The organism is Microbacterium sp. Y547, assembly GCF_057669785.1.
On sequence record NZ_JBYHFN010000005.1, the window covers coordinates 179,438 to 191,818 of the forward strand.

Sequence of the window (12,381 nt, forward strand, 5' to 3'; positions counted from 1 at the left end):
GTCTACGCGTGACGACGGACATGGTTGCCGCGGGCGCTCGTAGGATGAACGGGTGAGCGATCGACAGCCCTTCGGGAGCACCCCCGCGAATGCCCCGTACGCTCCGCCGTACGTGTTTCCGCGCGCGATGGTGATGCCGCCTCCTCCCCCGCCGCGGCCTTCGGCGACGATCGGGATCGTCGCGCTCGTCGCCGCACTGGTCGCCGCCGTTGCGGCGCCCCTCGTCGTCGCGTTCGCGGCGTACAGCATCGGAGCGTCGGGCATCGACTTCGCCCGGCTCGTGAGCGGGCCCGACCTCGACCTGGCAGTGCTCAGCCCCGTGCGCGACACGGTGCTCGTCAGCGAGATCGCGGGGTGGGCGGGCACGGCGGCGGGCATGTGGGCCCTCGTGCAGGGCATCATCGCGATCGCGACGGGCGCAGGGCGCGGTCAGGGGATCGCGGCCGTCGTGCTCGCCGTCTGCGGTCCGCTGCTCTTCGCGATCGGCGTCCTGGCCGGTCTCGCGCTCGGCCACGCGGCAACGCCGATCTGATCCGACCGCGCCGTACGCCTCAGACGCGTGGGGCGTGATGCTTCTGCTGCGCCGCGAGCAGTCCCTCGCCGACGAGCTGCTCGACGGCATCGGCGGCGTCGGAGAGCAGGATCGGCAGCGTCTTGCGCTCCGTCGCCCCGAAGGGATCGAGCACCCAGTCCGCGGCATCCTGACGCCCGGGGGGCCGGCCGATGCCGACCCGCACGCGCGGGAAATCCGGAGTGCCGAGAGCCTTCGCGACGTCGCGCACACCGTTGTGACCACCGTGGCCGCCGCCTGTTTTCAGCTTCAGGGTGTCGAACGGGATGTCCAGCTCGTCGTGCACGACGATGACATGGTCGGCATCGATGCCGTAGAACTTCGCGAGCCCCGCGACGGGCCCTCCTGAGACGTTCATGAACGAGTTCGGCTTCGCGAGGATGAGCTTCGCACCCCCCGGCCGCAGCCACGTCTCGACGACCCGGGCATTCGCCTTGTGCGCCTTGAACCCCTCACCGCGCCGTGCCGCGAGCTCATCCACGACGAGCTGCCCGACGTTGTGCCGGGTCGTTTCGTAGCGCGGCCCGGGGTTGCCGAGGCCGACGACAAGCCATGCATCTGCCATGTCCACCATCCTGCCCGAACGCCACACGACTCAGCGCCGCCCGTCCCAACGCCGAAGGGGTGCGTCGCCCGATCGGACGACGCACCCCTTCATGAGCTTTCGGAGTCTTACTCTGCGCTCTCGGCCGACTGCTCGGCGGCGAGGGCGGCGTCGTCCTGGGCGATCTCTTCTTCAGCGGCGATCGCGGCGGCGGGCACCGAGATGGCGACGATGAGCGTCTCGGGGTCGGCGATGAGCGACGAGCCCTTGGGCAGCGTGAGGTCGGCGGCGGTGATGTGCGTGCCGTCCTCGAGGCCGTCGATGTTGACCTCGATGCCCTCGGGGATGTGGGTCGCCTCGGCCTCGAGCAGGATCGTCGCGGCGTCGAGGTTGGCGATCGTGCCCGGGGCGGACTCGCCCACCATCGCGACGGGAACGTCGACGTGGACCTTCTCGCCCTTGTTCACGACGAGCAGGTCCATGTGCTCGATGATCTGGCGTACCGGGTCACGCTGCACGTCCTTGACGAGCGTCAGCTGCGACGAGCCCTCGATGTCGAGGTCGAGCAGCGCGTTGGCGCGGCGCACGAGCAGCGAGACCTGGTGGCCCGGCAGCGCGACGTGCACGGGGTCGGTTCCGTGGCCGTAGATGACGGCGGGGATCTTGCCCTCGGCGCGGAGGCGACGGGCGAAGCCCTTGCCGAAGTTGTGGCGGGTCTCGGTGGCGACCTTGTTGTCGAGTTCGTTCGACATGATGTTTCTCCTTAGGGCACGCGGCCCGTCTGCTCTCGGGCACCGCGCGAGTCGCGGGCCCACGTAGATGGGGGTCTCGACTCGAACGCGAGTGCGTGAGGAAACCCGAAAGGCCTGCACACCCCCGTCGATAACGGATTCCGTCACGTACCGCCGGGGCGGCAAGCGACGATCCCTCGCCGAAGTCCTCCACGAGTCTACCAGCGCTCCCGCTACGATGAGGAACGGACCATCCTGCCCCGACCCCGGAGGACCCCGTGACCATCGATACCCAGCTCGCCACGACCCTCATGTTGGGGCTCATCAGCCTCCTGAGCGCCCTCGGACTGATCGCCCTCGCCGGCGCCCTGTGGTCGCTCGGCCGCTCGGGGTACCGCAACAGCTGAGCGCCCCGGCGCGGTGGGCGCGCCGCCATCCCCGCGCGATCGCGTCACGCGTTGCGCACCGAATCGTCCCTTCATCGATCCCAGGAGCACGCGTGCCGCAGACCGACCCCTCCCACAGCAACGACATCTCGACCGATCGCGACGACCAGCCGGGCTCGGCTCCCGCCCACGAGGGCGCTCCGCGGCCCGAAGAGGTCGACCGTCCCGTTCCTTCGCCCGAAGGGCCGGATGCCGCGGTCTCCGCGACGGCGAACATCGGTGTCGTCGGCCTGGCGGTGATGGGCTCGAACCTGGCGCGCAACCTCGCCTCGCGCGAGGGGAACACCGTCGCGGTGTTCAACCGCACCTACGCCAAGACCGACGAGCTCGTCACCGAGCACCCCGAAGCCGGTTTCGTCGCCACGTCGTCGTACGAGGAGTTCGCCGCGTCGCTCGTGCGTCCGCGCACGGCCGTCATCATGGTGAAAGCCGGCCCCGCCACCGACGCCGTGATCGACGCGCTCGTGTCGGTGTTCGAGCCGGGCGACATCATCGTCGACGGCGGCAATGCGCTGTTCACCGACACGATCCGCCGCGAGAAGGCCGTGCGGGACACGGGCGTCAACTTCGTCGGCATGGGCGTCTCCGGCGGCGAGGAAGGCGCGCTGCTCGGTCCCTCGCTCATGCCCGGCGGATCCGACGAGTCCTGGACCACGCTCGGCCCGATCCTGCGTTCGATCGCGGCGGTCGCCGAGGGCGAGCCGTGCGTGACGCACGTCGGCCACGACGGCGCCGGACACTTCGTGAAGATGGTGCACAACGGCATCGAGTACGCCGACATGCAGCTGATCGCCGAAGCGTACGACCTGATCCGGCGGGCCACCGGCAAGAGCCCCGCCCAGATCGCGGACATCTTCACGCAGTGGAACACCGGCGAGCTCGAGTCGTATCTGATCGAGATCACCGCCGAAGTCCTCCGCCAGACCGACGCCTCCACCGGCGAACCGCTCGTGGACGTCATCGCCGACCAGGCGGGCGCGAAGGGCACCGGGGCATGGACGGTGCAGACCGCCCTCGACCTCGGCGTGCCGGTGTCCGGGATCGCGGAAGCCACGTTCGCCCGGTCTCTCTCGGCACAGGGCGCCCAGCGTCCGTATGGCGCGAACCTGCCCGGCCCCGACGGCGACCTCGACGTCACCGACGTCGAGGCGTTCATCGAAGACGTGCGGTTGGCGCTGTACGCGTCGAAGATCGTCGCGTACTCGCAGGGATTCGACCTCATCCGCGCCGGCGCCGCCGAGTACGGCTGGGCGATCGACCTCGGCGCCATCTCGAAGATCTGGCGCGCGGGCTGCATCATCCGCGCCCAGTTCCTCAACCGGATCGCCGACGCCTACACGCAAGACCCCGGTCTGCCCCTGCTCATGGCCGCTCCGTACTTCGACGAAGCGCTCGGCCGGGCACAGGGGGCATGGCGCCGCATCGTCGCCGATGCCGCCGTCAGCGGCATCCCCTCCCCCGCATTCAGCTCGTCGCTGGCCTACTACGACGGCATCCGCGCCAAACGACTGCCGGCGGCGCTCATCCAGGGCCAGCGCGACTTCTTCGGTGCGCACACCTATCGGCGGATCGACCGCGAGGGCACCTTCCACACCCTCTGGTCGGGGGACCGCACCGAGATCGAGGCCGAAGACACGCACTGACGCGCGCCCGTGACCCCGAGACACCGGCCGCCGAGAGCGGTCTCGGTCATCGGGCTCATAGGAAGTGCATAGACAGTGCCGAGCGCGGGGCGTAGGCCAGACCCGGGGAACAGCCCACAATGGGAAGCGTGAACGCAACCCCCACTCTGCGCCGGCCCGACGGCACGGCCCTGCGCGTGCTCGTCGTCGACGACGAGCAGATGCTCACCGACCTGCTCGCCATGGCGCTGCGCATGGAGGGCTGGGAGGTGCGTGCCGCGTCTTCGGGCACCGAGGCGCTGCAGGCCGCGCGCGAGTTCGAGCCCGACGCCATGGTCCTCGACGTCATGATGCCCGACCTCGACGGGATGGCCGTGCTGCAGCGCCTGCGCCACTCGGGTGACAACGTGCCCGTGCTCTTCCTCACGGCGAAGGACGCCGTCGCCGACCGCGTCGCGGGTCTCACCGCGGGCGGCGACGACTACGTCACGAAGCCCTTCAGCCTCGAAGAGGTCGTGGCGCGTCTACGCGGCCTCATGCGCCGCGCAGGAACGGCGCATACGAGCGGCAGTGAGCCCATCCTGCGCGTCGGCGATCTCACGCTCAACGAGGACAGCCACGAAGTCGAGCGCTCGGGAACAGAGATCGAACTCACGGCGACCGAATTCGAGCTGCTGCGCTTCCTGATGCGCAACCAGCGCCGCGTCGTGTCGAAATCCCAGATCCTCGACCGGGTGTGGAACTACGACTTCGGCGGGCGCTCATCGGTCGTCGAGCTGTACATCTCGTACCTGCGGAAGAAGATCGATGCGGGCCGCGAACCCCTCATCCATACCGTGCGCGGCGTCGGGTACATGATCAAGGCCCCGCAGTGACGTCGGATGCCGCTCCCCCGGCGTCACCGAAAGGCCGACGGCCCTGGACCCTGCAGAACCGCCTCATCATCACGATCGTCTCGATCGTCTCGCTCATCCTCGTGCTCGTCGCCGTCGCGATGAGCGCGATCCTCGGCACCGTGCTCGAGCAGCGCCTCAACGCGCAGCTGACCGCGACGGCGAACCGCACGGCGCTGTGGATCGGGCCCCTGCTGAACGCGGGCCTGTCCGCCGCTGACGTGCTGCGCGAGAATCCACAGCCGGTCGGATCGCTGCTGGCGATCTCGTCGCCGTTCGGAGACGCGACGGCCGCCGTCGTCACCGAGGACGGCAGCGTCACGGCGCTCGATGACGATCAGATCTCTCAGATCGAACAGGGACTGCGCGTCGAGGGACCCATCGTCGCGTCGATCGACGGTGTCGGGACGTACCGGCTCGAGGGACTGCGTGCGGGGGCCACCGTCGTGCTCGTCGGCCTGTCGCGCGCCGATGTCGCCGCCACGATCGGACAGATGCTCACGACGATCACTCTGCTCACCCTCGGCGGACTGATGCTGCTCAGCGTCGCGACGGCGTGGACGATCCGCGTGGGACTCGCGCCGCTTCGGGCCGTCGCCGACACCGCAGCGCGGGTGTCGGCGCTGCCCCTGGCCGAGGGCACCGTGTCGCTCACCGAACGCGTGCCGGCCACGCAGGCCGACCCGCGCACCGAAGTCGGACGCGTCGGCGCGGCGCTCAACACGCTGCTCGATCACGTCGCGGCTTCGCTCGATGCGCGTCAGCGCAACGAAGAGCGGATGCGGGCTTTCGTCGCCGATGCGAGCCACGAGCTGCGCACGCCCCTCGCCTCGATCCGGGGGTACTCCGAGCTGTCGCTGCGATCCCTGCGGCAGGCGCAGGGATCGGGCGGGGCGGCCGCGGACACCATTGCGCGCGAGACGACGGAGGCCTCGCTCGAGCGCATTCAGGCGCAGTCGCTGCGCATGACGGCGCTCGTGGAGGACTTGCTGCTGCTCGCCCGGCTCGATGAGGGACAAGAGCTCGTCTACGGCTCTGTCGACCTCTCGCGGCTCGTGATCGATGCGACGGGCGACGCGCGGGCGGCGGCATCCGATCATGACTGGTCGCTCGATCTCGACGAGCAGCCCGTCGTCGTGGCGGGAGACACCGGGCGGCTCACGCAGGTCGTGGCCAACCTGCTCGCCAACGCGCGCGTGCACACGCCCGCGGGCACGCACGTCGCGGTCTCGGTGCGCCACGACGGCCGAGACGCCGTCGTGCGCGTGCACGATGACGGCCCGGGGATCGACCCCGCCGTCGCCGACGAGCTGTTCCAGCGCTTCGCGCGCGGCGACCGCTCGCGTGCGCGGCAGACCGGCGGCACGGGCCTCGGGCTGTCGATCGCGCAGGCGATCGCCCGCGCACACGGCGGGTCGCTGTCGGTGCGGTCGGCACCGGGCGACACGACGTTCGAGCTGAGGCTTCCTGCGGCGCGACCGGCTGACCCGGGCGCGCACCCCGCTCAGTAGCCGCTGAAGGCGTCGGTCGTGATCGAGCGCGCGCGCTCGAGGGCGGGCGCGAGGTCGGCGATCAGCCCGGCCGGCCCGGAGATGTAGGCGTGCCGTGAGGTGATGTCGGGTACGACGCGCACGAGGCCCTCGGCGTCGAGCCGGACACCCCGCGCCCACATCCAGTGGGACGGCAGATCCTCGGGCCGATCCCGCGTGAAGACGACCACGGGCACGCCCGTCGACTCGAGGTCGGAGCGGTAGGCGAGCTCGGACGCCTCGGAGGCCACGTACACGAGAATGACGTCGCGTGCCTCGTCGGCGAGCTTCGCGGCACGCAGCTGCGACACGAACGGCGTCACGCCGATGCCGGCGGCGACCAGCAGCAGGGGCGCGCTCGTGCGCCGGGGCAGCACGAAGTCGCCCCACACGCCCGTGACGGGCAGCGCGGTTCCGGGTTCGACGGCCGCCAGCGCGCGCTTGTACGAGCTCGGCGGCTTCGCCCCGGAGCTCGGCGCCTCGCGGAAGGCGACGCGCACGAAGGGCATGTCCTGCGGCGCCGAGGCGATGCTGAACTCGCGCCGTGTTCCGCGGGCATCAGGGTGGTGGTGGGGCACTTCGAGCTCGAGGTACTGCCCCGGCACGAACCGCAGAGGACGACGGGCGCGGAAGGTGATCTCGCGGACGGTCGGGGTGAGCTGTGCGCGTGATTCGAGCACGAGGCTCACCGACGAGCGCACCGCGAACGCGAAGGCGACGAGGTTGCCGATGAGCAGCGCCCGCTCCTGCCCGAGAGTGATCGCTCCGAGATCGATCGGCCAGCCCGCGAGAAGGCCCACGACGCCGGCGACGATGAACTGCTGGCGACGACGCGGCGGCAGGGTGAGGGGCTCGGAGAGCATGAACGCGCCGAGGAAGAGGAAGGGGGAAGACGACAGGATCGGCCAGAAGATGTCGCCGACCTCGGTCGACACCCCCGCCGCCTGATACTGCGCCGCCGTGCGCACGACGGCGACGCCGACCGCGACGACGAGGAAGACACCGATCACCCGCAGCTTCTCTGTGCGCCACAGGACCACGATGCCGAGCAGCGCGACGGGTACGGCCATCGCGGGTGTGCCGACCCACCACGACGGCATCCCGAGCGATGGCACGGCCAGTGCGACCAACGTCAGCACCGTCGCGCCGACGGCGGCGGGGTTGAGGATGTGCCGGCCCTGCCACGCCAGGATGTACTTCGAGAGGGATGCCACGGCGGCTGCCAGCGCGATCCCGGCCAGTCCCGCGAGGTCGAGCGTCGGGCGCAGCACGAAGAGCAGGATGTGCGCCGTGATGAGCGAGGACTCCAGACGCCACGGCAGCGAGAGGATCCGCTGAGCCGCGGCATCCACCCCCACGCACACGACCGAGAGCACCGCGAGCGTCGCGATCAGCTCGAGCGGACCGGGGGCGACCAGACCGAAGAACGACAGCACGAAGGCGACGGCAGCCAGCGCGGCGAGCGCGAGCATCACGAGCCGGTACATCGATACACGTCCGAGAACCGCGAAGACCCGGCTCCAGAGGACGGTCAGCGAGCCCAGCACGTCACACCACCTCACGAGAGAGGTCGGCAGACGAACGGAGGCGCGGCGAAGACGTGTCGGTCACCGTTCCACGGTACTGCCCGCACCGAACAGCTCTGCACCGCAGCCGGGCGACCACTGCACCCGACCGTCGGTGCTCATCCGCACCCACTCGACGCCCCAGGCGTGGGCGAGCCGAGGACCGCCGTCGAAGAACAGCGCCGTCGCGATCGCGTCGGCCCGCAGCGCCGTCTCGCCCACAGCCCACGTCGCCGCGATCGCGCGCACGGGCTCCCCCGTCCGGGCATCGAGCACGTGGTGCAGGCGCTCGCCCCACGCGCGCCGGTTCGTCGCCGAGGCGCACAGCGCGGCATCCTCGATCTGCCACACCCCGATCGCGCGGCGAGCGTCGAACGGGTGCTCGAGCCCGATCCGCTCGCGCGTACCCCGCACCGCGATGTCGCCGCCGGCGTCGACGACGGCATCTCGGCATCCCGCGCCGGTGAGGACGTCCGCGACGAGGTCGACGAGACGACCCTTGCCGACCGCGCCGACATCGATGAGGGCGGGATGCCGCAGGCCGAGATGGTGCTCGCTCCAGGTGAGCAGGTCGCGCCAGTCGGCGGCCGCGGGCTGCGCGCCGCGATCGACGAGAGAGAAGTCCGCGTCGTATCCGCGATGCGCGAGCGCGTCGCCGACGAGGGGCTGCACGGCGCCGGCCGTCGCCTCGGCCAGAGCGACGTAGACGTCGAGCATGGCGCGGGTGTCCGCGGGCGCAGGCACCTCTCCCCCGTCACGCGCGAGCAGGCTGATGAGCGAATCGGGGCGGAAGCGCGACCAGGCGGCATCGAACGACGAGATGACGGATGCCACGCGGTCACGCACGGCGCTGGGCACCGGATCGGCGGTCTCGATGTGCCACACCGTGCCGATGGCGGTGAAGCCCCACTGCGAGCGCGGCGACACGTGCGTCAGCCCGCGGCGTCGGCCTTGATCGCCCCGAGCGCCTCGGCGAAGCCGCCGCTGGTGAGCGAGGACCCGGCGACGCGGCTGACCGAGATCTCATCGAGCGGCTTTCCCACGACCTCGTCAGAGATGCCGCCGATGAACTGCGACTGGAACTGCCCCGACTCGGCGCGTTGCGGGTCTCCGACGACGCTCACGTCGGTCACGACCTCATCGGCGAGCGTGAGGGTCACCGTGATCGTCTCGACCGTCTCGGGCGTCGCGTACGAACCCTGCGCCGTGTAGGTGCCGTCGGCGTACTGCCCTGTGGAGCGCTCACCGTCGGGTTCGGCGGAACCGCACCCCGCGAGACCGAACGCACCAGCCACACCGAGCGCGGTCGCCATGACCACGCGAGTACGAGCGATCACGCCGCCCCGTCGAACATGCTCGTGACCGAACCGTCCTCGAAGATCTCGTGGATCGCGCGGGCGAGCAGCGGAGCGATCGGCAGGACGGTGAGGCTCGGGAAGCGCTTCTCGGGCGGCAGCGGGACCGTGTCGGTGACGACGACCTCGTCGATCGCTTCGCTCTGCAGACGCTCAGTGGCGGGAGCGCTGAAGATGGCGTGCGTCGCGGCGACGATGACGCGCTCGGCGCCGCTCTTCTTGAGAGCCTCGGCCGCCTTCACGATCGTGCCACCCGTGTCGATCATGTCGTCGACCAGCAAGCAGACCCGACCCTCGACGTGCCCGACGATCTCGTTGACGGACACCTGGTTGGCGATGTTCGGGTCGCGGCGCTTGTGGATGATCGCCAGCGGCGCGCCGAGACTGTCCGACCACAGGTCGGCGACGCGCACGCGGCCGGTGTCGGGAGAGACGATGGTGAGCTTGGCGCGGTCTTCCTCTGAGAGCGTGTTCTCGAAGTACTCCAACAGCACAGGCTTGGCGAACAGGTGGTCGACGGGGCCGTCGAAGAAGCCCTGGATCTGCGCGGCGTGCAGGTCGACGCTCATGATCCGATCCGCGCCCGCGGTGCGCAGCAGGTCGGACACGAGTCGGGCGCTGATCGGCTCGCGACCGCGACCCTTCTTGTCCTGACGCGAGTAGGGGTAGTACGGCATGACCACCGTGACGCGCTTCGCGGAAGCGCGCTTGGCGGCATCCAGCATGATGAGCGTCTCCATGAGCCACTCGTTGACCGGCGGCCCGAAGCTCTGGATGAGGAAGAAGTCGCATCCGCGGATCGACACCTCGAAGCGGGTCAGGATCTCTCCCGACGCGAACGTGCGGTACTCGGTCGGAACGAGCTTCGTACCCAGACCCTCGGCGACGTCGGCCGCCAGTTCGGGGTGCGAACGGCCCGACGCGACGACGAGCCGCTTCTTGGTCTTCGCTACCAGGCCCGGGGCCATGTCCCGCGCGTTGTCGCGGTCAGCCGTCTTGCTCTTGCGCCCCATCGTCCGCTTTCTGTGCGGACCGAGCCTTGGCCGCGACGTCCGCGGCTCCGGTTCCCGGTCTGTTCATCTCGACCCACCCCTCGACGTTGCGTTGAGGTGAGACGCTCAGTGCCAGGGCACCCGCGGGAACGTCCTTGCGAACGACGGCTCCCGCCCCGGTCTTCGCGCCATCTCCGATTCTAACCGGCGCGACGAAGACGTTATGCGACCCCGTGTGTACCTCGTCGCCGACCTCGGTGCGGTGCTTGGCGAGATCGTCGTAGTTGGCGGTGATGGCGCCGGCACCGAGGTTCACACGGCGGCCGATCGTCGCGTCGCCGATGTAGGACAGATGAGGAACCTTGCTGCCCTCGCCGATCGTGGTGTTCTTCGTTTCGACGAACGTTCCGATCTTGCCGTTCTCGCCGAGGATCGTGCCGGGCCGCAAGTACGAGAACGGTCCGACCGTCGCACCTGCGCCGATGACGGCCAGTGTCGCGTCGGTGCGCTTGACGGTCGCACCCTCCCCCACTTCGCAGTCGGACAGCGTCGTGTCGGGTCCGATGACCGCGCCCGAGGCGATCGTCGTCGTCCGCAGCAGATACGTGTTCGGCAGGACCGTGACATCGGGCGCGAGCGTCGCGTCGACGTCGATCCATGTCGTCGCGGGGTCGAGGATCGACGCGCCTTCGAGCTGCCAGCGTCGCACCGTGCGGGCATTGAGCAGACGCGCCGCCTCGGCCAGCTGCACGCGGTCGTTGACCCCGAGCGCGACGGCGGCGTCGGGGGCCGGTGCCGCGGCGACCGGCTCGTCGGCACCGCGCAGCAGGCCCACGACATCGGTGAGGTACATCTCGCCCTGCGCGTTGGCGGTGCCCACGCGCGCGAGCTGCGTGCGCAGCGACGCCGCGCGGAAGACATAGACCCCCGCGTTGATCTCGGTGACGGCGCGCTCCTCGGGCGTGGCATCCTTCTGCTCGACGATGCGCTCGACAGCGCCCGACGCGTCGCGGATGATGCGGCCGTAACCGGTCGGCTCATCGAGGATGGCGCTCAGCACGGTCGCGGCGGCGGCACGCTCACGGTGCGTCCGAAGCAGCATCTCGAGGGTGTCCGCGTCCAGCAGCGGCACATCGCCGCTCAGCACGAGCACATCCCCGTCGAAGGCGGGGATCGCCTCGAGCGCGATCTCGACGGCGCGGCCGGTGCCGGGGACGTCGTCCTGATCGACGACGACGGCCTCGGGGTCGGTGTCGACCACGGCCTGCGCGACACGGTCGCGCTCGTGCCGCACGACGACGAGCACGGCGGCGGGTGAGAGCGCGCGAGCCGTGCGCACGACGTGCCCGACCAGCGGAAGCCCGCCGATCGGATGCAGCACCTTGGGCAGCGCCGACTTCATACGGGTGCCCTGCCCCGCGGCGAGGACGACGACGGCCAGCGGTGTGTGCGTGTTCGACATGCTCCGCCGCCAGGATTCGAACCTGGGCCTAACAGCTCCAAAGGCTGTCGTGCTGCCGTTACACCACGGCGGACCGGCCGCCACCGCGGCACCCGACAAGTCTGCCACGTGGAAGGCGGATGGGATGATGGGCGGGTGGCGGATAAGTCGGACGAAGTCGATCGCATCGTCGAGGCGTGGGTCGCGCAGCGCCCCGACCTCGACTTCTCGCCGCTGGAAGTGCTCTCGCGCGTCGACCGGCTCTCTCGCCACCTCGATCGCGCGCGTCGCGATGCGTTCCGCCGCAGCGACCTGGAGCCGTGGGAGTGGGACGTGCTGTCGGCTCTGCGGCGCGCGGGTGAGCCGTTTCAGCTGAGCCCCAAGCAACTGCTGCAGCAGACGCTCGTCTCCAGCGGCACGATGACGAACCGCATCGATCGGCTCGTGGCGCGGCGGCTCGTGCGACGCGAAGCCGACCCCGACGACGGGCGCAGCATCCTCGTCACGATCACCGATGACGGACGCCTGCGCGTCGATGCGGCCATCACGCGCCTCGTCGACGCCGAGGCGACGCTGCTCGCGACTCTCTCCCGCGCCGACCGCGATCGCCTCGCCGGGCTGTTGCGAAAGCTGAGCCTCGGCTTCGACCGCTGAGCGCATCCGGGCCGGCGTCACCACCGGGCCCGGATGCC

The 12,381-nt window shown here is 70.3% G+C and carries 13 protein-coding genes and 1 tRNA gene; 6 read left to right on the plus strand and 8 right to left on the minus strand.

Annotated elements, in window-relative coordinates; genetic code table 11:
- Nucleotides 1-52 precede the first annotated feature (52 nt).
- Nucleotides 53-532: a hypothetical protein gene (locus tag AC25Y0_RS10125; RefSeq protein WP_488134586.1), complete on the plus strand. Its 480-nt coding sequence runs from the start codon at nucleotides 53-55 to the stop codon at nucleotides 530-532.
- 19 nt (nucleotides 533-551) lie between these two features.
- Here the strand turns inward: AC25Y0_RS10125 and pth are convergent, their stop codons facing one another.
- Nucleotides 552-1,136, minus strand: coding sequence for an aminoacyl-tRNA hydrolase (gene pth, locus AC25Y0_RS10130; protein ID WP_488123882.1), 585 nt, complete (start codon nucleotides 1,134-1,136; stop codon nucleotides 552-554).
- Nucleotides 1,137-1,243: 107 nt separating this feature from the next.
- Nucleotides 1,244-1,867, minus strand: a complete 624-nt coding sequence (locus AC25Y0_RS10135; protein WP_488123881.1) for a 50S ribosomal protein L25/general stress protein Ctc — start codon at nucleotides 1,865-1,867, stop codon at nucleotides 1,244-1,246.
- A gap of 257 nt (nucleotides 1,868-2,124) precedes the next feature.
- Here AC25Y0_RS10135 and AC25Y0_RS10140 point away from each other — a divergent pair, with 257 nt between their 5' ends.
- The 4 genes from AC25Y0_RS10140 (at nucleotide 2,125) to AC25Y0_RS10155 (ending at nucleotide 6,318) form a co-directional block, all read left to right on the plus strand.
- A complete protein-coding gene (locus AC25Y0_RS10140; protein ID WP_488123880.1) occupies nucleotides 2,125-2,253 on the plus strand; it encodes a hypothetical protein in 129 nt (42 codons plus the stop codon).
- Nucleotides 2,254-2,507: 254 nt separating this feature from the next.
- Complete coding sequence (gene gndA / locus AC25Y0_RS10145; RefSeq protein ID WP_488124039.1) at nucleotides 2,508-3,935, plus strand: NADP-dependent phosphogluconate dehydrogenase; 1,428 nt, start codon at nucleotides 2,508-2,510, stop codon at nucleotides 3,933-3,935.
- A 128-nt stretch (nucleotides 3,936-4,063) separates the two neighbouring features.
- Nucleotides 4,064-4,789 (plus strand): response regulator transcription factor, encoded by a 726-nt coding sequence (locus AC25Y0_RS10150; protein ID WP_488123879.1) that lies wholly within the window; start codon nucleotides 4,064-4,066, stop codon nucleotides 4,787-4,789.
- Between the two features lie 119 nt (nucleotides 4,790-4,908).
- A complete protein-coding gene (locus AC25Y0_RS10155) occupies nucleotides 4,909-6,318 on the plus strand; it encodes a sensor histidine kinase (protein WP_488124038.1) in 1,410 nt (469 codons plus the stop codon).
- Here AC25Y0_RS10155 and AC25Y0_RS10160 read toward each other — a convergent pair.
- The 6 genes from AC25Y0_RS10160 to AC25Y0_RS10185 form a co-directional block, all read right to left on the minus strand.
- Nucleotides 6,312-7,883, minus strand: a complete 1,572-nt coding sequence (locus AC25Y0_RS10160; RefSeq protein WP_488123878.1) for an FAD-dependent oxidoreductase — start codon at nucleotides 7,881-7,883, stop codon at nucleotides 6,312-6,314. The two genes, AC25Y0_RS10155 and AC25Y0_RS10160, sit on opposite strands and share 7 nt — an antisense overlap.
- Nucleotides 7,884-7,943: 60 nt before the next feature.
- Nucleotides 7,944-8,828, minus strand: a complete 885-nt coding sequence (locus AC25Y0_RS10165) for an FAD:protein FMN transferase (protein WP_488123877.1) — start codon at nucleotides 8,826-8,828, stop codon at nucleotides 7,944-7,946.
- Nucleotides 8,829-8,833: 5 nt separating this feature from the next.
- Nucleotides 8,834-9,214, minus strand: a complete 381-nt coding sequence (locus tag AC25Y0_RS10170) for an FMN-binding protein (RefSeq protein ID WP_488123876.1) — start codon at nucleotides 9,212-9,214, stop codon at nucleotides 8,834-8,836.
- A 20-nt stretch (nucleotides 9,215-9,234) separates the two neighbouring features.
- Entirely contained in the window at nucleotides 9,235-10,269 is a 1,035-nt protein-coding gene (locus AC25Y0_RS10175) for a ribose-phosphate diphosphokinase (protein WP_488123875.1), read from the minus strand.
- Nucleotides 10,244-11,710 (minus strand): bifunctional UDP-N-acetylglucosamine diphosphorylase/glucosamine-1-phosphate N-acetyltransferase GlmU, encoded by a 1,467-nt coding sequence (gene glmU, locus AC25Y0_RS10180; RefSeq protein ID WP_488123874.1) that lies wholly within the window; start codon nucleotides 11,708-11,710, stop codon nucleotides 10,244-10,246. Before glmU ends, AC25Y0_RS10175 begins: the two co-directional genes overlap by 26 nt.
- 1 nt (nucleotide 11,711) lies before the next feature.
- Nucleotides 11,712-11,783, minus strand: a tRNA-Gln gene (locus tag AC25Y0_RS10185).
- Between the two features lie 62 nt (nucleotides 11,784-11,845).
- On the opposite strand from AC25Y0_RS10185, the gene AC25Y0_RS10190 reads away from it, so the two are divergent.
- Nucleotides 11,846-12,343, plus strand: coding sequence for a MarR family winged helix-turn-helix transcriptional regulator (locus AC25Y0_RS10190; protein ID WP_488123873.1), 498 nt, complete (start codon nucleotides 11,846-11,848; stop codon nucleotides 12,341-12,343).
- Nucleotides 12,344-12,381: the final 38 nt, after the last annotated feature.